Source organism: Vibrio sp. SCP2, from assembly GCF_059295395.1.
In genome coordinates, this window is sequence record NZ_JCAFVV010000002.1 from 197,448 (window position 1) to 220,285 (window position 22,838).

The 22,838-nt window shown below is 45.3% G+C and carries 22 protein-coding genes; 18 read left to right on the plus strand and 4 right to left on the minus strand.

Going from position 1 to position 22,838, the window contains the following annotated elements; all coding sequences use genetic code 11:
• Positions 1 to 41: 41 nt before the first annotated feature.
• Positions 42 to 1,601 carry a SulP family inorganic anion transporter gene (locus AC5O63_RS08840; protein WP_004746536.1) on the minus strand — a complete coding sequence of 520 codons (1,560 nt, stop codon included), beginning with the start codon at positions 1,599 to 1,601 and terminating at the stop codon, positions 42 to 44.
• Positions 1,602 to 1,899: 298 nt separating this feature from the next.
• Positions 1,900 to 4,851 (minus strand): ribonuclease E, encoded by a 2,952-nt coding sequence (gene rne, locus AC5O63_RS08845; protein ID WP_494504683.1) that lies wholly within the window; start codon positions 4,849 to 4,851, stop codon positions 1,900 to 1,902.
• A 570-nt stretch (positions 4,852 to 5,421) separates the two neighbouring features.
• On the opposite strand from rne, the gene rluC reads away from it, so the two are divergent.
• The gene (gene rluC, locus AC5O63_RS08850; RefSeq protein ID WP_494504684.1) at positions 5,422 to 6,366 is read left to right on the plus strand and encodes a 23S rRNA pseudouridine(955/2504/2580) synthase RluC; all 945 of its coding nucleotides are present in this window, start codon (positions 5,422 to 5,424) and stop codon (positions 6,364 to 6,366) included.
• A 258-nt stretch (positions 6,367 to 6,624) separates the two neighbouring features.
• Here the strand turns inward: rluC and AC5O63_RS08855 are convergent, their stop codons facing one another.
• On the minus strand, positions 6,625 to 7,206 hold the full coding sequence (locus AC5O63_RS08855) for a Maf family protein (protein ID WP_494504685.1): 582 nt from the start codon (positions 7,204 to 7,206) through the stop codon (positions 6,625 to 6,627).
• A 148-nt stretch (positions 7,207 to 7,354) separates the two neighbouring features.
• Here AC5O63_RS08855 and yceD point away from each other — a divergent pair, with 148 nt between their 5' ends.
• From yceD to AC5O63_RS08930, 15 genes are all read left to right on the plus strand, one after another.
• Positions 7,355 to 7,885: a 23S rRNA accumulation protein YceD gene (gene yceD, locus AC5O63_RS08860; protein WP_004746543.1), complete on the plus strand. Its 531-nt coding sequence runs from the start codon at positions 7,355 to 7,357 to the stop codon at positions 7,883 to 7,885.
• 30 nt (positions 7,886 to 7,915) lie between these two features.
• Entirely contained in the window at positions 7,916 to 8,086 is a 171-nt protein-coding gene (rpmF, locus tag AC5O63_RS08865; protein ID WP_004414666.1) for a 50S ribosomal protein L32, read from the plus strand.
• 9 nt (positions 8,087 to 8,095) lie between these two features.
• Positions 8,096 to 9,121: a phosphate acyltransferase PlsX gene (plsX, locus tag AC5O63_RS08870; RefSeq protein WP_004746545.1), complete on the plus strand. Its 1,026-nt coding sequence runs from the start codon at positions 8,096 to 8,098 to the stop codon at positions 9,119 to 9,121.
• Positions 9,122 to 9,126: 5 nt separating this feature from the next.
• Positions 9,127 to 10,107 carry a beta-ketoacyl-ACP synthase III gene (locus AC5O63_RS08875; RefSeq protein WP_004746547.1) on the plus strand — a complete coding sequence of 327 codons (981 nt, stop codon included), beginning with the start codon at positions 9,127 to 9,129 and terminating at the stop codon, positions 10,105 to 10,107.
• 84 nt (positions 10,108 to 10,191) lie between these two features.
• Entirely contained in the window at positions 10,192 to 11,115 is a 924-nt protein-coding gene (gene fabD / locus AC5O63_RS08880; RefSeq protein ID WP_171321110.1) for an ACP S-malonyltransferase, read from the plus strand.
• Between the two features lie 27 nt (positions 11,116 to 11,142).
• Positions 11,143 to 11,877 carry a 3-oxoacyl-ACP reductase FabG gene (fabG, locus tag AC5O63_RS08885; protein WP_004746550.1) on the plus strand — a complete coding sequence of 245 codons (735 nt, stop codon included), beginning with the start codon at positions 11,143 to 11,145 and terminating at the stop codon, positions 11,875 to 11,877.
• A gap of 306 nt (positions 11,878 to 12,183) precedes the next feature.
• Positions 12,184 to 12,417, plus strand: a complete 234-nt coding sequence (gene acpP / locus AC5O63_RS08890; protein WP_004406112.1) for an acyl carrier protein — start codon at positions 12,184 to 12,186, stop codon at positions 12,415 to 12,417.
• 90 nt (positions 12,418 to 12,507) lie between these two features.
• On the plus strand, positions 12,508 to 13,749 hold the full coding sequence (gene fabF, locus AC5O63_RS08895) for a beta-ketoacyl-ACP synthase II (RefSeq protein WP_171321111.1): 1,242 nt from the start codon (positions 12,508 to 12,510) through the stop codon (positions 13,747 to 13,749).
• A gap of 116 nt (positions 13,750 to 13,865) precedes the next feature.
• A complete protein-coding gene (pabC, locus tag AC5O63_RS08900; protein WP_494504686.1) occupies positions 13,866 to 14,669 on the plus strand; it encodes an aminodeoxychorismate lyase in 804 nt (267 codons plus the stop codon).
• On the plus strand, positions 14,666 to 15,682 hold the full coding sequence (mltG, locus tag AC5O63_RS08905; protein WP_494504687.1) for an endolytic transglycosylase MltG: 1,017 nt from the start codon (positions 14,666 to 14,668) through the stop codon (positions 15,680 to 15,682). Before pabC ends, mltG begins: the two co-directional genes overlap by 4 nt.
• The gene (tmk, locus tag AC5O63_RS08910; protein WP_494504688.1) at positions 15,679 to 16,308 is read left to right on the plus strand and encodes a dTMP kinase; all 630 of its coding nucleotides are present in this window, start codon (positions 15,679 to 15,681) and stop codon (positions 16,306 to 16,308) included. Before mltG ends, tmk begins: the two co-directional genes overlap by 4 nt.
• A 1-nt stretch (position 16,309) precedes the next feature.
• Positions 16,310 to 17,272 (plus strand): DNA polymerase III subunit delta', encoded by a 963-nt coding sequence (locus AC5O63_RS08915; protein WP_494504689.1) that lies wholly within the window; start codon positions 16,310 to 16,312, stop codon positions 17,270 to 17,272.
• The gene (locus tag AC5O63_RS08920; RefSeq protein ID WP_494504690.1) at positions 17,263 to 18,030 is read left to right on the plus strand and encodes a TatD family hydrolase; all 768 of its coding nucleotides are present in this window, start codon (positions 17,263 to 17,265) and stop codon (positions 18,028 to 18,030) included. Before AC5O63_RS08915 ends, AC5O63_RS08920 begins: the two co-directional genes overlap by 10 nt.
• 444 nt (positions 18,031 to 18,474) lie before the next feature.
• Complete coding sequence (gene ptsG / locus AC5O63_RS08925) at positions 18,475 to 19,905, plus strand: PTS glucose transporter subunit IIBC (RefSeq protein WP_367938270.1); 1,431 nt, start codon at positions 18,475 to 18,477, stop codon at positions 19,903 to 19,905.
• A 443-nt stretch (positions 19,906 to 20,348) separates the two neighbouring features.
• Positions 20,349 to 20,771, plus strand: coding sequence for a hypothetical protein (locus tag AC5O63_RS08930; RefSeq protein WP_494504691.1), 423 nt, complete (start codon positions 20,349 to 20,351; stop codon positions 20,769 to 20,771).
• A 43-nt stretch (positions 20,772 to 20,814) separates the two neighbouring features.
• On the opposite strand, the gene AC5O63_RS08935 is transcribed toward AC5O63_RS08930, so the two are convergent.
• A complete protein-coding gene (locus AC5O63_RS08935) occupies positions 20,815 to 21,408 on the minus strand; it encodes an outer membrane beta-barrel protein (protein ID WP_494504692.1) in 594 nt (197 codons plus the stop codon).
• Between the two features lie 133 nt (positions 21,409 to 21,541).
• Here AC5O63_RS08935 and cydH point away from each other — a divergent pair, with 133 nt between their 5' ends.
• Positions 21,542 to 21,634 (plus strand): cytochrome bd-I oxidase subunit CydH, encoded by a 93-nt coding sequence (cydH, locus tag AC5O63_RS08940; RefSeq protein ID WP_004746619.1) that lies wholly within the window; start codon positions 21,542 to 21,544, stop codon positions 21,632 to 21,634.
• 7 nt (positions 21,635 to 21,641) lie between these two features.
• Positions 21,642 to 22,790 carry a patatin-like phospholipase family protein gene (locus tag AC5O63_RS08945; RefSeq protein WP_494504693.1) on the plus strand — a complete coding sequence of 383 codons (1,149 nt, stop codon included), beginning with the start codon at positions 21,642 to 21,644 and terminating at the stop codon, positions 22,788 to 22,790.
• The last annotated feature ends 48 nt before the right edge of the window (positions 22,791 to 22,838 follow it).

Below are 22,838 nucleotides of genomic sequence, written 5' to 3' on the forward strand. Positions count from 1 at the left end.
AACGGGCTTCCAATTGGAAGCCCGTTTTATATTCAGTTTAATTAACCTGCTAGAACGTCGGTCGCTACCTTGTAGCTTGGATCTTCTTTAACGTTAATTTCTACTAAGCTGCCTGCTTTGTCGAGTAGTTTACGACAGTCTGGGCTTAGGTGGCGCAAGTGTAGTGTTTTACCTTGAGCTGAGTAGCGCTCAGCAAGCGTTTCGATTGCTTCAATGGCTGAGTGGTCTGTCACGCGAGAATCAGCGAAATCGACAATCACATCGCTTGGGTCTTCGTGTGCATCGAAGATCTCTAGGAAGTTAGCCACTGAGCCGAAGAAAACAGGACCGTGAATTTTGTACTCTTTTGAGCCTTCTTCATTGATGCTGGTATCAGCGTAGATGTGCTTAGCGTGTTGCCATGCAAACATAAGTGCAGAGGCGATAACACCAACGAATACCGCAATCGCAAGGTCAGTAAGAACTGTCACTACTGTTACTAGAACAATAACGAAGAAATCTTGTTTTGGTACGCGGCGAGCTAGTTTGAACGTTGCCCACTCAAAGGTACCAATCACGACCATGAACATGACGCCTACTAGTGCTGCCAGAGGGATCATTTCGATCAACGAAGAGGCAAACAAGATGAACATCAGTAGTGCCACAGCGGCAACGATACCAGATAGACGACCACGACCACCTGAGTTTACGTTGATCATCGACTGACCAATCATCGCACAACCACCCATAGCGCCAAACACAGAACATGTCATGTTTGCCATACCCTGACCGATACATTCGCGGTTCGATTGGCCGCGAGTGTTGGTCATCTCATCAAGTACCGTCAGAGTCAGTAGTGATTCAATCAAACCGATTGCAGCAAGAATAATCGCGTACGGAAGAATGATCTGTAGCGTTTCAAGTGTTAGTGGAACGGTAGGGATAGAGAAAGTCGGTAATGAACCCGCAAGTGTTGCTGCTTCGTCACCTGACATAGTGCGCAGGAAGTCAACCACTGTACGAGTTTCTAGATCTAAACCAACCACTAGCGCAGTGACAGTTACGATAGCAACAAGAGATGACGGTACAGCAGTAGTAAACTTAGGCAAAAAGTGAATGATTGCCATGGTTAAAGCAACGAGACCCAGCATTAGCATCATTTGGTCTGCTGGTAGCCATGTTAATGCGCCAGTTAAGTCCGGTGCTTTAAATTGGCCTAACTGAGCGAGGAAAATAACGATCGCTAAGCCGTTAACGAAGCCAATCATCACTGGGTGAGGCACGATACGGATGAATTTACCCAGTTTGAATATACCTGCTGCAATCTGCAGGATACCCGCTAGCATAATTGCGGCAAACAGGTACTGTACGCCATGTGAAGCAACCAGTGACACCATAACAACAGCCATGGCACCTGTTGCACCTGAAATCATACCAGGGCGACCACCGAAGATTGAGGTAATCAAACCTACAATAAATGCAGCGTAAAGACCAACCATAGGGTCAACGCCAGCAACGAAGGCAAAAGCGACGGCTTCAGGGACAAGAGCGAGTGCAACGGTCAAACCTGACAACACATCGTTCTTCACAGAGTGTTTAGAAAATTGGGGAAATTCAAACATATTTGCTCAGTTTGGCTAAGTGTTTAAAAGTATTCTGAATTGTATTTAGTCGCCACCGGGCAAAAATGCAATGTAAAAGAGCAGAAAGACCAAATTCAACAATTCAGATCGAGTCGGCGCATGCTACCGAAAAGTGTGATTAAGTTCAAGATTGATACAGGTATTGACTAATATTTGTGACAAATAATTAATCTCTATAAACCTAGCAGCGTGATAACGGTTTGTTTACCTAGTTATTTGCAATAGGCATAAAAAAACAGCCTCACGAGGAGGCTGTTTCTATTCGAAAAGCGAATGGCTAAAATTGAGGCTTAGTCATTGCTGCACCCGCTTGGTTGCGAGCTACTTGGCTACCAGCACCGCGAGATTCGTAACGCTGCGCTTTAAACGGAGCTGCAATTACAGTGATCTCTTTCATCTCTGTGCTACCAGGCGCTTTTGCCATAGCTGCTGACGCGTGACCTTTAAAGCTCGGCGCAACAACGATGTCTGAAGTTTCAGCTTTTACTTCTTCAGCAGGCTGTTTAACCTCAGTTGCTTCAACTTCTGCTTTAGCTTGAACTGGTTGCTCAACGGTTTCAGCAACCACTTCAACAGATTCAGAGGCAACTGCCGCTTGTGCTACTTCTACCTGCTCAGGTTGAGTAGCCACTACAGTTTCTTGTACAGGCTCTTCAATGATAGGCTGCTCACGACGGACAATTACTTTACCCATCGCCATTTCTGGACATGCAAAACCACCCAATGAAGTCACAGTAGCCTCTACAGGGGCTTCTACCTTGTCAGCTTTTGATTGCTGCTTAGGTGCTGGCTTAGTAATACCGTAACTTGGCATCACTTTACCCATCGCCATTTCAGGAGATGCAACACCACCTTTACGTAGGCGGAATGGGTTAGGGCGACGATCACGACCACGACGGCGACGTTGACCACTTGCACGTAGGTGACGTGGAGAACGACGGTTGCGGCGTTGCTTCGGCTGCTCTTCAGCGTTATCCGCTTCAGTATCCAGTGCTTTTTCTTCAACCGCGTCTGCTTTCGCTTCTACTGAAACTTGCTTTGCTTCTTCATCAGCTTGAGCTTTTGCAGCTTGGTCTTTAACTCGAACCTGCTTAGACAGCTTGCGACGTTGACGGCGCTCTTTAACTTTTGCCGCTTTCTCTTCTGCGCGCTCTTTGCGTGCTTCAGGTTTGTCGCCTTGCTGAGCGTCAGCCGCTAACTTAAGACCTTCTTCAGCTACCTTGCTCGGTTTAGTATCGTCACGCTTATTGCGGCGATCTTGCTTAGGTTTGCGATTCTGCTGCTTACGTTCGTTAGGTTTCGCTTCTGTTGCCGCTTCATCACGTGTGTTCTTACGCTTGTTATCGCGTTTGTCTTCACGGTTATCGTTGCGGTTGTCACGATTGCCACGACGGCGGTTATCGTTACGGTTGCGTCGATTGCGGTTGTTACGGTTACCTTCTTTACGCTCTTTAGGTTTTTGCTCTTTTTGCTTCTCTTCTTCTTTGGCAGAACCAAATAGGAAGCCACCTAGAGCTTTGAAGAAGCGACTTACAAGACCTTCTTGAGGTTCTTGTGATTCTTTCTTCTTCTCTGGTGCTTTTGGCGCTGGCTTAGCAGGCGCTGGAGCAGAGTTGCTTGGAGACGCAAAGCCTTTTAGAGCTGGCTCTTCAATTTTCTTAGGTTTGGCTTCAGTTTCAACTGCTACCTCTTTACCTTCTGCTTCCTTCATCGCTTCAAGCTTCTTAGGAAGTAGGTAAGAAAGTAGGTCGAACTCTTCACCTTCACGGACACGAATTACATCGAAATGCGGTGTTTCCATGTCTGAGTTTGGCACAACCGTGATCTTAACTTCTTGGATACGCTCAATGTGATTGATTGAACGACGCTTTTCGTTAAGTAGGTAAGAAGCAATAGGGACAGGCACAACTGCAAGAACCTGAGCTGTGTTGTCTTTCAGTGCTTCTTCTTCGATCAGGCGAAGTACAGAAAGTGCCAGAGATTCGTTGTCACGAACAACACCCGTACCACTACAACGTGGACAGATGTGGTGACTTGCTTCTGCCAGTGATGGACTTAGACGCTGACGAGACATTTCTAAAAGGCCAAAACGAGAAATTCGACCAATTTGTACTCTAGCGCGATCCATACGAACAGAATCACGTAAGCGGTTTTCAACTTCACGTTGGTGACGAACTGGCGTCATATCGATGAAGTCAATAACCACCAGACCACCTAAGTCACGCAGGCGAAGTTGACGTGCAATTTCTTCTGCTGCTTCTAGGTTGGTGTTTAAAGCGGTTTCCTCGATATCGCCACCCTTAGTTGCACGGGCAGAGTTGATATCGATAGAAGTCAGGGCTTCTGTTGGGTCAATAACGATAGAACCACCAGAAGGCAGACGAACTTCGCGTTGGAACGCAGATTCGATCTGACTTTCAATCTGGTAGTGGCTAAACAGCGGCACTTCACCATCGTATTTCTTAACACGGCTTACAAAATCAGGACGAACTAGGCGGATATGGTCTAGTGCGCGCTCGTAAATTGTGTTGCTGTCGATAAGGATTTCGCCAATATCGCGACGTAGGTAGTCACGAATTGCACGAACAATCACGTTACTTTCTTGGTGAATCAAGAAAGGTGCAGCGTTTGAGTCAGAAGCTTGCTTGATTGCGCCCCAGTGGTTCAGAAGTACGTTTAAATCCCACTCTAGCTCTTCAGCACTTTTACCAACACCTGCAGTACGTACGATCAAACCCATACCTTGAGGTAGTTCTAATGTGCTTAGAGCTGCCTTAAGTTGAGTACGCTCGTCGCCTTCGATACGGCGAGAAATACCACCGGCACGAGGGTTGTTAGGCATAAGAACAAGGTAACTACCCGCAAGAGAAATAAACGTAGTTAGAGCTGCGCCCTTGCTACCACGTTCTTCTTTCTCTACTTGTACGATTACTTCTTGGCCTTCTGTTAGCACTTCTTTAATGCTAGGACGGCCTTGGTAGGTGTAACCTTCAGGGAAGTATTCGCGGGCAATTTCTTTAAGAGGGAGGAAACCGTGTCTTTCTGCACCGTAGTCAACAAAAGCCGCTTCTAGGCTTGGTTCGATGCGTGTGATACGTCCTTTGTAGATATTTGCTTTTTTAGATTCATGTCCAGGGCTTTCGATATCCAAATCATATAAGCGCTGACCATCAACCAAAGCAACACGCAACTCTTCTTTTTGAGTTGCGTTAATTAACATTCTTTTCATTGATAAATCTCGTTGTCATTCTTTTGTTTTTCTTGTCACTGCGATCGCTTTCAAGGTGCCTGATCCCATGGCTTAATCGGTGCAGCCTCCCGGCTGGAGGGATGCTCTGGGGCACTTCAGTCTCACAAACTTTTCTCGTTCAGCTTGTGCGCCGCATCGGCGGCGGTAAACACTCAACATGATGAGCGACGAGTAGGGTGACAAGTTTGTTAATCCCGAAAATGTCTTACGCCGTGTGCTGCATTTTGGTAAATTAACGGGCTACTCAATTTATTGCTCAAATATGAGGTGGTTTGTATAAAATGCAACCAAATCATATATTGCAGGTGTGAACTATAGCAGTACCCACTAAACTCAGCAATCTGCTTTATAATAAAACGCTAAAAAAGCTGATTTTATTTTTCGTAAGTAACTGTTTTATTTGTTTAATTAGAGATGTTTTTGAAAATTGTAATAAAACTGATGGATTTTTATTCGTAGCAGAATTTGAATCCACTCTTATCGAGCAATTTTCCATTTTGTTGCGAAGAAAATGTGATTCTGCGCAACTTAGAGTGTTAGAATAACTTCATGAGTGAAATTAGAACAAAAGTCCAATTCGTTGACATTGACGACGACATGGCAGGGCAGCGTATTGATAACTTCTTACGCAACCAATTGAAAAGTATCCCTAAAAGCATGGTTTACCGTATTTTGCGTAAAGGCGAAGTGCGAGTGAACAAAAAGCGCGTAAAAGCCGAATATAAGCTGCAGGCCGGTGATCTTGTCCGAATTCCACCGGTTACGATTGAAGAGAAGCCTGAAGAAGTCGCACCGAGTACCAAGCTAAATAAGGTCGCAGAGCTTGAAAATATGATCATCCATGAAGATGACCATATGTTAATCCTTAACAAACCTTCAGGAACCGCCGTTCACGGTGGTAGCGGATTAAAGTTTGGTGCGATTGAAGCACTTCGTGCTCTGCGCCCTCAAGCAAGGTTTCTAGAATTAGTGCATCGTATTGACCGAGACACGTCTGGCATTTTACTGGTGGCAAAGAAACGTTCGGCATTGCGTCATTTGCAAGCCCAGTTTCGTGAAAAGACAGTACAGAAGTACTATTTTGCACTGGTGATGGGCGAATGGAAAGCGAGCTGTAAAAAGGTTAACGCCCCTTTGCTTAAGAACGAGGTGAACAGTATTGTGCGAGTAAACCCCAACGGTAAACCTTCGGAAACAAGATTTAAGATCATTGAGAAGTTTGCCAATGCAACGCTGATTCAGGCGAGTCCGATTACAGGTCGTACGCACCAAATTCGCGTTCATACCCAATACACGGGTCACCCAATTGCATGGGATGATCGCTATGGCGACCGACGATTTGATGCCTACACGGGCAAAGTTGGCTTAGACCGCTTATTCCTTCATGCGGCTAATATTAAGTTCCAACACCCATCAAATGATGAGTGGATGGAAATTAACGCGCCGATGGAGCCAAAGTTGGAAAAAGCGCTAGCGGGGCTGCGTAAGCTATAGGGATGGGAACGGACTTCGTCCTATGGATCGCTTCGCGAGTGGAACGGGCGTTGCCCTATGGAACACTTCGCTTCGAGAGTCGAGCTCCGCTCTAGGGAAAGCTGGATCGCTACGCTGCTGGAAAACTAGAGTTGCCCCCACAATAGAAGTGGAGCAGTTTTAGTTCTCCAGTTCTCCAGTTCTCCAGTTCTCCAGTTCTCCAGTTCTCCAGTTCTCCAGTTCTCCAGTTCTCCAGTTCTCCAGTTCTCCCGCATTCCCCTAAAGCACCTCTACCCCTTGTGCTGCGAGCATATCAATCAAATCTATCAGTGGTAGTCCAACTAAGGTGTTTGGGTCTTTACCTTCTAATCTTTCAAACAGAGCAATACCTAAGCCTTCACTTTTAAAGCTTCCCGCACAGTAAAAAGGCTGCTCTTGATCGACATAGTTTTCGATCTGCTTTTTGCTTAGAGCTCTAAAGTGGACTGTGAAGGTATCGACCTTTATGTCGGTGAGCCCGGTATGAGTATTGTGCAGAGCTAAGCCGGTATAAAACTGAATAGATTGACCGCTTTGGTCAAGTAGCTGATCAATCGCCTTTTCGCGTGTATGCGGTTTGCCGATGATGTTGCCGTTGATTACGCAAACCTGATCGCTACCGATAACTAAACTTGGCTGACTCACTGAGCAAGACTCTGCTTTGCCTTTGGCGAGTCTTCTTACTAAGTCGATAGGCGCTTCATTCTCTAGCGGAGTTTCATCGAAATCGAGAGTAGCTGTCTCAAATTCTATCGCTAGTTTATTGAGCAGTTGTTTACGATATGGTGATGTAGAGGCTAAAACTAGTTGGTAATTCGGCATTTTTCTTTACAATCAAAACAAGAGTTGGTGAGAGCTTAATTCATATTATGTCTTCTATACTAGCTCTCAAGCTGATAAGGAAAAAAAGTACAATTTTTTGCCCTTTTTCTTTGACTATAAACGATTTGGAAGATAGAATTCGCGCCCTATGCAAAAGGTAAAAATACCGCGTACGATTGATCCGTCACGCGCTGCACAGAAGCGACTAGATGTTGAAGGTATTATTCAAGTTAGTCTCTTTAAGCGCTTAGATGAATCAGTTGAAGGCGTTAAACGCGACGCCCAAGTGTCACTGTCATTTGACTTAGATGAGCAGCGACTCGTTGTTATCTCTGGTAAAGCTAACATCGAAGTCGACTTAGAGTGTCAGCGCTGTAATGAGGTTTTCGCACATGAGTGCGAGGTCCAATTCACTTATACACCTTATAAAGGTGAAAAGACTGAAGAGGAAGCACCGGAAGAGTACGATTTGGTAGATCTGAACGAGTACGGTGAGTTAGACCTAATACAGTTAGTTGAAGACGAGTTCATTCTAAACTTGCCTCAAATAGCAATGCACGATGAAGCGGACTGTAGCGTTGATTCAGATAATATGGTGTTTGGTGAACTTCCAGAAGAAATTGTGGAAGAAGAAAAGAAGCCGAATCCATTTGACGTTTTAAAAAGCTTAAAGAAGTAATTCTTTAATACTTACATAGGAGTAGGGTCAATGGCCGTACAAAAGAGCAAGAAATCTCGTTCAATGCGTGGTATGCGTCGTTCACACGATGCCCTAACTACAGCTGCACTTTCTGTAGACGCAACTTCAGGTGAAACTCACCTGCGCCACAACGTAACTGCTGAAGGTTACTACCGTGGCAAAAAGGTTATCAACAAGTAAGGTTGACCTTTGCAAAATATAACCGTTGCACTTGATGCAATGGGCGGGGATTTCGGTCCTCGCGTCACAGTGCCTGCCGCCGTGCAGGCACTGTCGCATTTCCCAGAGCTAAAAGTGATCCTTATTGGTGATCAAAACGCGATCACATCTCAATTATCTTCTCTTGGTTACCAGCCAGATGCTCGTTTGAGTATTGAGCACGCAGACCGAGTGATTTCCAACACAGAAAAACCTTCCCTCGCACTCCGTAACAATCAAGGCAGCTCTATGGGCATGGCGATTGATCTTGTTGCCGATAGTCAAGCCGATGCATGTGTTAGCTGTGGAAACACGGGTGCTTTGATGGCCTTATCGCGATTTAAGTTGAAGCTGTTACCGGGTATCGAACGCCCTGCGCTTATCTCTGCCTTACCGACCGCTTCCGGTGGTCGAACTTGGATGTTGGACTTAGGGGCCAATGTATCAAGTGATGCGGATTCGTTGTTTCAATTTGCCGTTATGGGTAGTGCACTTGTAGAGCAGTATGTAGGTAAGCCACCCCGAGTAGCCATTCTCAACATAGGCGCTGAAGAAATAAAAGGTAATGACCTCGTCAAGCGCTGTGCAGAAATGTTGGAAAATACTCGTTCGGTGAACTTTGTTGGCTATATTGAAGGTAATCAATTACTCCATGATGCCGCAGACGTCGTTGTTTGTGATGGTTTTGTGGGCAATGTTTGTCTAAAAGCATGTGAAGGCACTGCGCAACTTTTTATCGATAAGTTGAAATCGAGTATGATGACCTCATCTATAAAGGGTTGGATTGCAAGAAAATTGTTTTCCGGACTATTTAATGAACTAAAAACATTGAACCCCGACCAGTATAACGGCGCAAGTTTGCTAGGATTGCGCGGCATTGTCATAAAAAGCCACGGAAGTGCTGATGTAGAGGCCGTCATCAATGCAATTGGTGAGGCACTACATGAGGTCAAACGACAAGTACCAAGCCGTATTAGCGATCGTTTGGAAGCGGTTTTACTCGAGAGGCATTATTAGTCTTCATGTATAGCAAAATTTTAGGTACTGGCAGCTACCTGCCATCTCAGGTGCGTTCAAACGCAGACTTAGAGAAAATGGTAGATACAAGTGATGAGTGGATTGTAACTCGTACTGGTATTAAAGAGCGTCGCATTGCAGCTGAAAACGAAACAGTTGCAGATATGGGCTACCAAGCGGCGAAGAATGCTATCGAGATGGCAGGTATCGATAAAGACGATATCGACATGATTCTTGTAGCGACGACTAGTGGTTCTCACGCTTTCCCATCAGCGGCATGTCAGGTTCAAGCGCTTCTTGGCATTAAGCATTGCCCTGCATTTGATATGGCAGCAGCGTGTTCAGGGTTTGTATATGCCTTGTCGGTTGCCGATCAGTACATCAAAACAGGTCACTGTAAAAATATCCTAGTGATCGGTGCTGACGCTTTGTCTAAAACCTGTGACCCTAACGATCGTTCAACGATTATTCTCTTCGGGGATGCTGCGGGTGCTGTTGTTGTTGGTGCGAGTGAAGAGCCTGGTATCTTATCAACCACGATTAACTCTGATGGCCGCTTTGGTGAGCTATTAAGCCTCAAATTCCCAGATCGCCATGAGAAAGTACAAAGCGAATCTGAGCATAGCGAAGATATCAATAGCTGGCTGCATATGGCCGGTAACGAAGTATTTAAAGTTGCCGTTACTCAGCTTTCTCGCTTAGTTAAAGAGACTCTTAAAGAAAATGATATGGACAAGTCAGAGTTAGACTGGCTAGTTCCTCATCAAGCAAACCTACGTATTATTTCCGCAACGGCTAAGAAGCTTTCAATGCCGATGGAACAAGTGGTCGTTACATTGGATCGCCATGGCAACACTTCTGCGGCAACCGTACCAACAGCACTGGATGAAGCGGTGCGTGATGGGCGAATTAAGCGTGGTCAAACATTGTTGCTTGAGGCATTTGGTGGTGGCTTTACTTGGGGCTCAGCTCTGGTTAAGTTCTAAGCTATAGAATTCAAAATTAAGATGCCTTGATAGGCATCTTTTCTTTCTTCTTTTAAATAAAGAAACGGTTTTAAGGAAAAGAAAATGAGCAAGTTTGCTATCGTATTTCCAGGTCAGGGCTCACAAGCTGTGGGTATGCTTGCTGAACTTGGCGAACAATTTGAAGTCGTTAAACAAACATTTGCAGAAGCATCGGAAGCACTAGGCTACGACCTATGGGCTCTAGTTCAAAATGGTCCTGCAGAAGATCTAAACCAAACACACCGTACTCAACCTGCACTGCTAGCATCTTCTGTAGCGATCTGGCGCGTATGGCAAGAGCAAGGCCTAGAGCAACCAGCTAATCTAGCAGGTCACAGCTTAGGTGAATACTCTGCACTAGTATGTGCTGGCGTGATTGACTTTAAGCAAGCGATCAAACTGGTTGAACTACGTGGTCAACTAATGCAAGAAGCGGTTCCGGCTGGAACAGGCGCAATGTACGCGATCATTGGTCTTGATGATGACGCTATCGCAAAAGCTTGTGAAGAAGCAGCGCAAGGCGAAGTGGTTTCACCAGTAAACTTTAACTCGCCTGGCCAAGTTGTGATTGCGGGTAGTAAAGATGCAGTAGAGCGCGCGGGCGCACTATGTAAAGAAGCCGGTGCTAAGCGCGCGCTTCCACTTCCTGTTTCTGTACCTTCTCACTGTGCACTGATGAAACCTGCAGCAGACAAGCTAGCAGTGGCACTAGAAGAAATCGAATTCAACGCACCTCAGTTCCCTGTTATCAACAACGTTGACGTAGCAGCGGAAACCGATCCTGCGAAAATTAAAGATGCACTTGTTCGTCAGCTATACAGCCCAGTTCGTTGGACTGAGAGCGTGCAACTGATGAGCGAGCAAGGCGTAGAGAAGTTACTAGAGCTTGGCCCTGGTAAGGTTCTATCTGGCCTAACAAAACGAATTGTTAAGACACTAAGTGGCGCTGCAGTGAATGATACTGCATCTCTAGAAGCTGCTAAGTAATTAAAGGACATAGGAATAAAGAACATGATGAACCTAGAAGGTAAGATTGCTCTAGTCACTGGCGCAAGCCGTGGTATTGGTCGTGCAATTGCTGAACTATTGGTTGAGCGTGGCGCGACAGTAATAGGTACTGCGACTTCTGAAGGCGGCGCGGCTGCAATCAGCGAGTACCTTGGTGAAAATGGTAAAGGTCTAGCACTTAACGTTACTGACGTTGAGTCGATTGAAGCGACACTAAAGACCATCAACGATGAGTTTGGTGCGATTGATATCCTAGTAAATAACGCAGGCATCACTCGTGATAACCTTCTGATGCGTATGAAAGATTCAGAGTGGGATGACATCATTGATACCAACCTAACGCCTATCTTCCGTATGTCTAAAGCTGTGCTTCGCGGTATGATGAAGAAACGCGCTGGTCGTATCATCAACGTAGGTTCTGTTGTTGGTACTATGGGTAACGCAGGTCAAGCAAACTACGCTGCAGCAAAAGCGGGCGTCATTGGTTTCACTAAATCTATGGCACGCGAAGTTGCTTCTCGTGGTGTAACTGTTAACACTGTTGCACCTGGCTTTATCGAAACAGACATGACTAAAGCGTTAAACGAAGAGCAACGTGCATCGACTCTTTCTGCAGTTCCTGCAGGTCGTTTAGGTGATCCACGTGAAATTGCATCGGCAGTGGTATTCCTTGCTTCTCCTGAAGCGGCATACATTACTGGTGAAACTTTGCATGTAAATGGCGGCATGTACATGGTGTAAATCGCTTACCTTGCAGGATTAGTGAACTTTTTCATTAAATTTCATTCAAATTTCTGCGGGTAGAGTGAATTTGCACTTAATGTCACCAACTTGGCTATTTATTGTCATTAAAATGGCCTATAGTTTGAGATTCTTGATATGAACGTGCGCAAGATTTGTGCATGATTTAAGTCAAAAATGTATTGAATTTCGGTTAAAATCGCTAAAATTGTGGTTTGACCAGCAAGGTCCCTCTTGCAACTTTTGGTAGTTCGAATAAACTACTGAATCATCGCATTAGGCGAAATCTGTAAAGGAAAAGAAAAAATGAGCAACATCGAAGAACGCGTAAAGAAAATCATTGTTGAACAGCTAGGTGTAGACGAAGCTGAAGTTAAGAACGAAGCTTCATTCGTTGACGATCTAGGTGCTGATTCTCTAGACACTGTTGAACTAGTAATGGCTCTAGAAGAAGAATTTGACACTGAGATTCCAGACGAAGAAGCTGAGAAAATCACTACTGTTCAAGCTGCAATCGACTACGTAAACAGCGCTCAGTAATATCTCTCCCAGGCGGCCTTCTGGCCGCCTGTGTTCTCTTTAACCCTTCTATCCTTCCATAGAATCATTTCAATTCCGGAGAATAATATCGTGTCCAAGCGTCGTGTTGTTGTCACTGGCATGGGTATGTTGTCACCGGTAGGCAACACCGTAGAATCATCTTGGAAAGCCCTGCTAGCAGGTCAAAGCGGTATCGTGAATATCGAGCACTTTGATGCTGAAAACTTTTCTACTCGCTTTGCGGGTCTAGTAAAAGATTTTGACTGTACTGAATACATGTCTAAAAAAGATGCACGTAAAATGGATCTATTTATCCAATACGGCATTGCAGCTGGTATCCAAGCTCTAGATGACTCTGGTTTACAAATTAACGAAGAAAACGCTGCTCGTGTTGGCGTTGCAATCGGTTCAGGCATTGGTGGCCTAGACCTTATCGAAGCAGGCCACACAGCGCTTGTTGAGAAAGGTCCACGTAAAGTGAGCCCATTCTTCGTTCCATCAACCATCGTAAACATGGTTGCAGGTAACTTATCTATTATGCGTGGTCTTCGTGGTCCAAACATCGCGATCTCGACGGCGTGTACAACAGGTCTACATAACATCGGCCATGCGGCTCGTATGATTGCATACGGTGATGCAGAAGCTATGGTTGCAGGTGGTGCAGAGAAAGCATCTACACCTCTAGGTATGGCAGGCTTTGGTGCTGCGAAAGCACTTTCTACTCGTAACGACGAACCACAAAAAGCTTCTCGTCCATGGGATAAAGACCGCGATGGTTTTGTTCTTGGTGATGGCGCGGGCATGATGGTTCTTGAAGAATACGAACACGCAAAAGCTCGCGGTGCAAAAATTTACGCTGAGCTTGTCGGTTTCGGTATGTCTGGTGATGCTTACCATATGACGTCTCCAAGTGAAGACGGTTCAGGCGGTGCACTAGCGATGGAAGCGGCAATGCGTGATGCAGGTATCACAGGTACTCAAGTCGGCTATGTGAATGCTCACGGTACTTCTACACCAGCCGGTGATGTCGCTGAAATTAAAGGCGTTAAACGTGCGCTAGGCGAAGAAGGTTCTAAGCAAGTTAAAGTGTCTTCAACTAAGTCTATGACTGGTCACTTGCTTGGTGCTGCGGGTTCTGTAGAAGCGATCATCACGGTGATGTCTCTGGTTGACCAAATGGTTCCACCAACAATCAACCTAGACAACCCTGAAGAAGGTTTAGATATTGACCTAGTTCCGCATACTGCTAAAGAAGTGTCTATGGATTACGCAATCTGTAACTCATTCGGCTTCGGTGGTACTAACGGCTCACTAGTATTTAAAAAAATCTAAACAAGCGCCTGAATTAGACTAAATAAACGGCTTAATGCTTTGGCATTAAGCCGTTTTGTTATTTAATGGTCTCTCAAAACTCGGCGCTCAAGCAATGGTGATATAAAGGAATTCTAATGTTCATAGTCAATGGTGTCTATTGTGAGTCAATCTCGGTGACAGATCGTTCGTTTCAATATGGTGACGGTTGTTTTACCACTATGCTGACGCGAGAGGGGCACATTGCTCATTGGTCGAAGCATGTTGACCGCATGAATGCTTGCTTGGACGCACTGTCTATCTCTCGCCCTGATTGGACTCAAGTTGAAAGTTGGCTAGCTCAGGCAGTTCGCAACGACCGAAAAGCGGGGTTAAAACTGCATATCAGCCGAGGTGAGGGAGGAAGGGGATATAGCCCTACTCATGTAGCCTCACCAAATGTTACTATTAGCGACTTTATTTATCCTGCTCACTATGAACAATGGAGTGAGCAAGGCTTAAAACTGGGTGTCTGCGAGCGACGACTTGGTCATAGCCCTTTACTGGCGGGACACAAACATAACAACCGTCTTGAGCAAGTGTTGCTTAAAGCTGAGCTAGAGCAGCATTCGTTGGCTGACGGGATCGCGCTTGATATTGATGACAACGTGATTGAAACCACCATGGCAAACTTGTTTTGGCTAAAGGGGGCAACACTGTTTACTCCCAGCTTAGATAAAGCAGGTGTCAGCGGAGTTATACGACGCGTTGTATTGGAATGGGCGCAGTCAGAGGGGATTGAAACTCACATAGGGGAGTATAAACTCTCTGATTTGCTTAACGCTGATGAAGTGTTTATGACAAACTCTATCTTAGGCGCAGCGCCGATTTGTGCTATTGATTCACACCAGTTTGATATTGGAAAAACAACTAAACGAATTCAGGAGATGATTGACTCGTGATTAAAAAAATCACGCTCTTTTTGTTGTTAGTGGCTGCATTGGCAGCGGGCGGCTATGTGTATGTCGCTAAACAAGTAGAGCAGTATGTAAACCAGCCTCTTCAAATCGAGCAGTCACAGATATTTACCATCGCTTCCGGAACGAGCTTTAATCGCGTCCTCGAACAGCTTACCGAGTCTGAAATGATCACTGGTAGTGATGTAGTTAAACTTGTTCGTCGATTCCACCCTGAACTGACACAATTACGCGCCGGAACTTATCTACTGGATTCAGGTTCAACTCTGAAATCGACGCTAGAGCAATTTAAACAGGGCAAGGAGCACCAGTTTTCGATAACCTTCGTCGAAGGTTCTACGTTTAAAGAGTGGCAGCAAATCATCAACAATGCGCCTTACTTGGAGCATGAGTTAGACGGATTAAGTGAAGCTCAGATCGCAAAAAAACTCGGAGTGCCACACGAAAAGTTAGAAGGACTGTTGCTTGCGGAAACCTATCATTACACCTTCGGTGCATCTGATCTTGATATTTTGAAGCGTGCTGCTGACAAACTGCAAATGGTGCTTGATGAGCATTGGGCAACTCGCCAAGAGAAATTGCCACTAAAATCTTCTTATGAAGCGCTTATCTTAGCTTCCATCATTGAGAAAGAAACCGCAGTAGAGTCTGAACGCGAGCGCGTTGCGGCAGTATTCGTTAATCGTTTAAACAAGCGAATGCGTTTACAAACCGACCCAACCGTCATCTACGGAATGGGGGATAAGTACGATGGGAATATTCGTAAGAAAGATCTTCGTACGCCAACACCATACAATACCTATACGATTTTCGGCTTGCCACCAACACCTATCGCTATGCCGGGGAAAGCTTCAATTCAAGCTGCTCTTAACCCGGAAGACAGTAATTACCTTTACTTTGTCGCAAGTGGTAATGGTGGACATGTATTTTCTAAAACATTGGCTGAACATAACCGAGCAGTTCGAGCATATTTAAAGCAATTAAGAAGTAAGAAATGAAAAACGGCAAATTTATCGTCATTGAAGGCCTAGAAGGCGCAGGCAAAAGTACAGCGATTAAGGCGGTACTTGAAACGCTAACAAATGCCGGTGTTGAGCGCATCCAAAATACACGTGAGCCAGGTGGAACCGCCTTGGCTGAACAGTTACGTACTTTGGTCAAACAAGAGCATGAAGGTGAAGAGCTGCAAGATATGACAGAGCTGCTGCTGATGTATGCAGCGCGAGTTCAGTTAGTTGAAAACGTGATTAAACCTGCACTTGCTTCTGGTAGCTGGGTCGTTGGTGATAGACATGACATGTCATCTCAAGCTTATCAAGGTGGCGGGCGTCAAATTCCTCGTGAAACCATGACTGCGCTTAAGCAAACGACCTTAGGTGAATTTAAGCCTGATCTAACGATCTATCTTGATCTTGACCCGCGAGTTGGTCTTGAACGTGCTCGTGGTCGCGGCGAGCTAGATCGCATAGAAAAAATGGACATGAGCTTTTTCGATCGTACACGTGCGCGTTACCTTGAACTTGCAGAGAATGATAACTCCGTCGTTGTTGTCAACGCAGAGCAAAGTATTGAGCAAGTTGCCGCAGACATCTCGGCTGTGGTGACCAATTGGGTGAGCGCATAGCATGAATGAGCTTTACCCATGGCTCTCTCCATTATGGACAGAGTGGCAATCAAACCTTCAAGCGGATCGGTTTTCCAATGCCGCTTTATTGATTTCTGATGAAGGGATGGGTTCTGAGCGCTTAGTCGAACATTTTAGCCGAGCGGTGATGTGTCAGAACTATCCCGCTGAAGCGTGTGGCTTTTGCCACGGTTGTCAACTGATGGAGTCTGAAAGTCACCCAGATTTCCATGTTGTTAAACCAGAGAAGCAGGGTAAGGCTATTACAGTCGAACAGATCCGTCAGTGTAATCGAATCGCTCAGGAGTCTTCACAGCTTTCCGGGTTAAGGCTATTTGTCATCGAACCTGCTGAAGCCATGAACGAATCGGCTGCGAACGCCTTGCTAAAAACGCTTGAGGAGCCCTCAGCAACCTGTATGTTCTTGCTGGTCACCCACCGCAACAACGCATTGTTGCCAACGATTACTAGCCGATGCCAACAATGGCACCTTACTGCGCCCGAGTCCTCATCGGTGGCTAGTTGGTTAAGTGAACAAGCCAATAAGCCAGTGCCTGCTTACGCTTCTCATATAAATGGTAATGCGCCGTTAGCCACGCTTGATTTCGTTAATCAAGATAAAGTATCGCAGTATCTTTCAATCGAGTCGCAGCTTATCGCACATTGTCAGAATCAAGCGGATGTGACTAAGCTTGCTAAAGAGTTAGCGTCAGAGCCGACTGAATATTTAAGTTGGTTATGGTACTTACTCACTGATGCGCAGAAAGTGCACTACGGCTTGGCGATGCCATTCTTTACACCTGGCGCTGATCTGTTAGCTGAGGTTGTTGGTTACCAATCTTTGTATGTTCAAGCTCAGGAGTTGTTAAAGCTCTCCGAACAATTAAGAACACACACAGGGCTAAATGCAGAGCTTCTGATTTTAGATTGGCTTTTCAAATTTAACGGGGAAACATGTTTGTAGATTCTCACTGTCATCTAGACAAATTAGACTATCAAGAGCTTCATCAAGGTATAGAAGATGTGGTTGCTAAAGCCAAAGCGGCCAATGTTACGGAGTTGCTTTCGGTCGGCGTGACTCTAGATTCTTTTCCTAACATGCTGGAAATGATCGAACCTTATGACAACATTTACGCTTCTTGTGGTGTCCATCCTCTTGATGTGGAGAGTGACTTTGCTCTCGACCGCTTACATGAGTACGCATCAAATCCGAAAGTAGTGGCGGTAGGCGAGACAGGCCTCGATTACCACTACCAGCCAGAAACTGCGGAACTGCAAAAATTGAGGTTTGAGCAACAAGTCGATTTGGCAGTTAAGTTGAACAAGCCACTGATTATCCACACGCGCAATGCGCGACAAGATACGCTAGATATTCTAAAAAATGGTAATGCTGAACAGTGCGGTGGCGTGATTCATTGTTTTACAGAGGACTTAGCGTTTGCTGAAGCGGCAATGGATCTTGGGTTCTATATTTCAATTTCAGGGATTGTCACCTTTAGACAAGCGACCGAACTAAAAGAGGTAGTGAAAGCACTGCCGCTTGATAGACTGCTTATTGAAACTGACTCGCCTTACCTTGCACCAGTGCCTCACCGCGGAAAACAGAACCAACCTGCGTATGTTGTCGAGGTTGCCGCCTACATTGCGCAGCTCAAAGGCTGCTCATTGGGTGAAGTTGGAGAAAAGACCAGCGAAAACTTCAGAAATCTTTTTTTGAGATAGAAAATGAGTTTTGGATAAAAAAGGAGCTTCGGCTCCTTTTTTTTGTAATTAGTATCACAGGCAAACGCTTTCTAGGCGTTGTTTACTAAAAATGTTGAAGTTGAGAGCTAAAAAAAGCGCCTATGTAATTTTGTTACATAAAATAACAACTGTATCTATTTTATTTACCCATCAAAATTAATCGATAGATTTAATATTATCAATAAAAACAGTCATTTGTAGACTTGAAATGCATTTCACACTTCGTTTTTGATTGTGATCTAGCTATTAGTTTGAAACTAAATTTCGTAACTCGGTAGAAAGATTGATCACCAACAAGATATATTTAGAGGCAGAAAATATAGTGACATAAGTGGTTACATTTTTTCTGGGTGCTAACATTTAAGGCTACGGGGGTGTGCCGTTAGAGCCCAATAATTCTTATAACTTTTCAGGAGCATAAACATGTTTAAGAATCTTTTTGCTAACCTGCAAAAAGTTGGTAAAGCTCTGATGCTACCAGTATCGGTTCTACCAGTTGCAGGTATTTTACTAGGTGTCGGTGCTGCCGACCTAAGCTTCATTCCAGAGATCGTTTCGAACCTAATGGAACAAGCGGGTGGTTCAGTATTCGGTCAAATGGCACTGCTATTTGCTGTGGGTGTTGCACTTGGCTTTACTAACAACGACGGTGTAGCAGGTCTTGCTGCTATCGTTGGTTACGGCATCATGACTGCAACACTAGGCGTTATGGCTGGTGTTATGGGCGTTGAAAAAATCGATACAGGTGTACTAGGTGGTATCCTTGTCGGTGGTGTTGCTGCTTGGGCATTCAACCGTTTCTTCAAAATCCAACTTCCAGAATACCTTGGCTTCTTCGCTGGTAAGCGTGCTGTGCCAATCATCACTGGTTTCACTGCTATTGGTCTTGGTATTGTTCTTTCTATCGTTTGGCCACCAATTGGCGGCGCGATTGCATCTTTCTCTGATTGGGCTGCTCACCAGAACCCACAAGTTGCATTCGGTATCTACGGTATCGTTGAGCGTTCTCTAATTCCATTCGGTCTACACCACGTATGGAACGTACCATTCTTCTTCGAAGCAGGTACTTGTGTTAACGCTGCTGGCGAAACTCAAAACGGCGTACTAACTTGTTACCTAGTTGCTGATGAAGCATCTCGTGCTGCTGGTAATGGCTTCGGTCAGCTAGCGGGTGGTTACATGTTCAAGATGTTCGGACTACCAGCTGCTGCTATCGCTATCGCTCACTCTGCTAAACCAGAGAACCGCGCGAAAGTAATGGGTATCATGGCTTCTGCTGCACTGACTTCATTCCTAACAGGTATCACTGAGCCAATCGAGTTCTCATTCCTATTCGTAGCTCCTGTACTATACGGTATCCACGCTCTTCTAGCGGGTTCTGCATACGTTGTTGCTAACACTCTAGGTTTTGTACACGGTACTTCATTCTCACACGGTCTAATCGACTTCCTAGTTCTTTCTGGTAACTCTCAGAAAATTGGCCTAATGGTTGTGACTGGTCTTGTTTACGCAGCAATCTACTACGTAGTATTCCGCGCTGTAATCAAGGCAATGGATCTTAAGACTCCTGGTCGTGAAGACGAATCTGAAGAAGCAACTGTTGCTGCTGGTTCAGACATGGCAGGTGAGCTTGTTGCAGCATTCGGCGGCAAAGCAAACATCACTGGCCTAGACGCATGTATCACTCGTCTACGTGTCGCGGTTGCTGATACAGAAGCTGTTAACCAAGACAAGCTAAAACAGCTAGGCGCAGCAGGCGTAGTAGTTGTAGCAGGTGGTGTTCAGGCTATCTTCGGTACTAAATCTGACAACCTGAAAACAGAAATGGATGAGTGGATCCGTAACCACGGTTAATTCCCACTAACTCATCTAATTTGACAAAGGAGGCTTCGGCCTCCTTTTTGTTTTTGGAACGGGAGCGCTTTGCTTATGGAACGGGCTACGCCTTACAGAACGCTGCGCTTCGAGAATTGGGAACGGACTTCGTCCTCCTGGAAAGCCGGGTCGCTACGTTGCTGGAAAGCGGGATCGGGCTTCGCCCTTCTGGAAAATGAGAGTTGACCACTTAACTTCAGTGGAGCAACTTTAGTTCTCCAGTTCTCCAGTTCTCCAGTTCTCCAGTTCTCCGTTCTCCAGTTCTCCAGTTCTCCAGTTCTCCAGTTCTCCAGTTCTCCAGTTATCCAGTTATCCAGTTATCCAGCTCTCTTAATTTTCCTCATCCTCACCTTTCTCTGACATCTTTTTCCTACAAATCTGGACAATTGCACGCTGTTTTATTTGTATTAGATGGCATTAGCATGAAGAAATATGGAATCTCTGGTTTGGTTGGCGTTTTAGCGGTAGCGAGTGGTGTTGCTGTCGCGGCAGAAGAGCCTAAATCGACAGACCTGTCGCTAGGAATGGCATTGGACCAAGGGCTTAGTGTTGTTGTCGAACTCGATGACCAATACCGCTTTATTGCCGGCAATGATGGCGGTGCATTTGATTATATTCTCAAGCGTGGCTCTTTTGAGGCTAACACGCCGGTAACTTGGTATGTTGGCGCTGGTGCGTGGAGTGAGTGGGATGGTAAAGAGTTTGGTGCTCGCGTCCCTCTTGGGCTGAATTGGAACTTGAGTAAAGGCTGGAATATGTACGGTCAAGTACACCCAGAGCTAAACCTATATGGCGGCCCAGAGCTGCAAATTGGTGGTGCACTTGGTGTGAAATACTCGTTCTAAGTACTAAAACAGGCGTAGGTTTAACGGTCTGAGCAGAGGAGACTCAAAAACGGACGGTTAAACCTAGGTTTGCTGAAAACTGATTCATCCAATCGGTTTTAAACTTGATAACACACGAACCCTCGCCAGTTGTTGGCAAGTTACATACCCCGCTGGTGTCATTGTCAACGACTGTTCCCAACCAACGTAGCTGAGTATTCAGCGCGACCGTATCGGAAAACTTGTATTCAAAACCGCCAAAGATACTGGCTGAAAATCCTAGCTCCTTATCGACCCAATCTGCATCGATATACGATCCTCCCAAGCCAACCCCTAAGTAAGAAGAAAACTTATCGTCTATAGGGTAGTAGACACTACTCTGAAAGTGTAAGTAATGCGTGGTGCTACTGGCATTAGTGTTTTCTACGTCTGTGCTTTGTGTTGAGTAGAATAGGCCAAGTCGCCCAGTATCAAAGTCGGTTTCAACCGATAGTGCGAAACTCTCAGAACCTTTTAGGTCGAGCTCTTGTTGATTTTGGGTTTCAACACTACCGCCAGCTGTGTATCCAACCCAAGGAGTGAGATAAACCTCGGCAACTGCCGTAGTGCTAATGGCCGATAAAGCTAAGGTTAAAGATATATGCTTCGATGCGTTCATTTTATATCCTTCATTTGGTAACCATATGCTACTAATTGTGACGCTAACGCCATAATTCCGCACGGAAAATAGGTATTAATTGAAGATATCTCACAAGGATGTTATTACTTTGTTACACAATAAGGAGGTGTCTATGGAACACAATCTAAAATTTGCGCTAGTGATTACGGCTGTTATCTTCGCTGTTTTACTAGGTTTTGGCATTACAGCAATTACTACTGCGTAGCCTATCAATGAAGAATTGCGGTGTTATTACCAACGCTGCTGTACAACTTGATGCTCAACGACTAAAAAAGTACACCGGCGGTAAAAATGCATTGGTTGCTCAAGGGGGCGGCCAAAGAGGGATTTTTACGTCTGGTGTGCTTGATGCATTCCTTCTCTCTAATTTTGACCCGTTTCACTCTTTCTATGGCACTTCGGCAGGTGCACTTAACTTGTGTGCGTTTCTATGTCGCCAAAGAGGAATAGGGCAATCCTTCATTCTCGACCTCACCACTGATCCAGAGTTCTTCCATCTGTTTCGTTATATCCGACATAAAAAATACATGGGACTGGACTGGGCGCTCGATAAGATCTGCGATTATCCCTATCGACTTGATATTGATATGGGTAAGAAAGTGCTTGCTAATCGTCAGGCCTATGCAGCAGTTACAGATACTAATAGGTTATCTGACCATTACCTTCCTATGCTGCAAGATGACTGGAAAAAAGTACTGATCGCCACCTGTGCGATTCCCCGCCTTTACGATCAACCTGTTCAGTTTGACCATGGGGAGTATGTCGATGGCGGTGTTTCTGCTTCGATTCCAGTTCAGGAGGCATGGCGCAAAGAAGCCCGTTGTATTGTAGTGATCCGTACCGAGGGAGAGGATTTAGCAACGGATACGGTTGAGGTGAATCAAGAGCCTCCTGTCGAGTGGTTACGTGATTCATTCAATGTGATCCAAGATCACTGGCAAGAAAAGTTAACTCGGTGGAAGCAAGACTGGAGTTCGTTTTTTAGTGACCAAGTACAGAAATCTCGGCAGGAAAAAACCGAACAAACACACCTAGAAGCCCTAAATGGCGGGCGCTGGTTGTTTGGGGCTGATGATATTTACCGTCTGAGTCATTTGCTCGGAGATAAGTTTGATTCCGGTTTAGCAGATATGCTGATGGTGCATTATCAAACTTATTCATTGACTCAAGACTTTTTGCACTCACCACCGGATGATTGTTTCATCATCCAGATCAAACCCGATCAACCTTTACGTTCTAGTTCGCTCATGAGTGAGAGAAAGGATTTACTCCACGATTATCAAATGGGGCTCGATGCTGGTTTTCGTTTTGTCGAAACCTTTTCCCAATGTATCGCTAAACCGACTTTCTCTTTGAAATAACTAAAATAATTAAGGGAGCACAATGCTCCCTTTGCTATTTTCTACTAT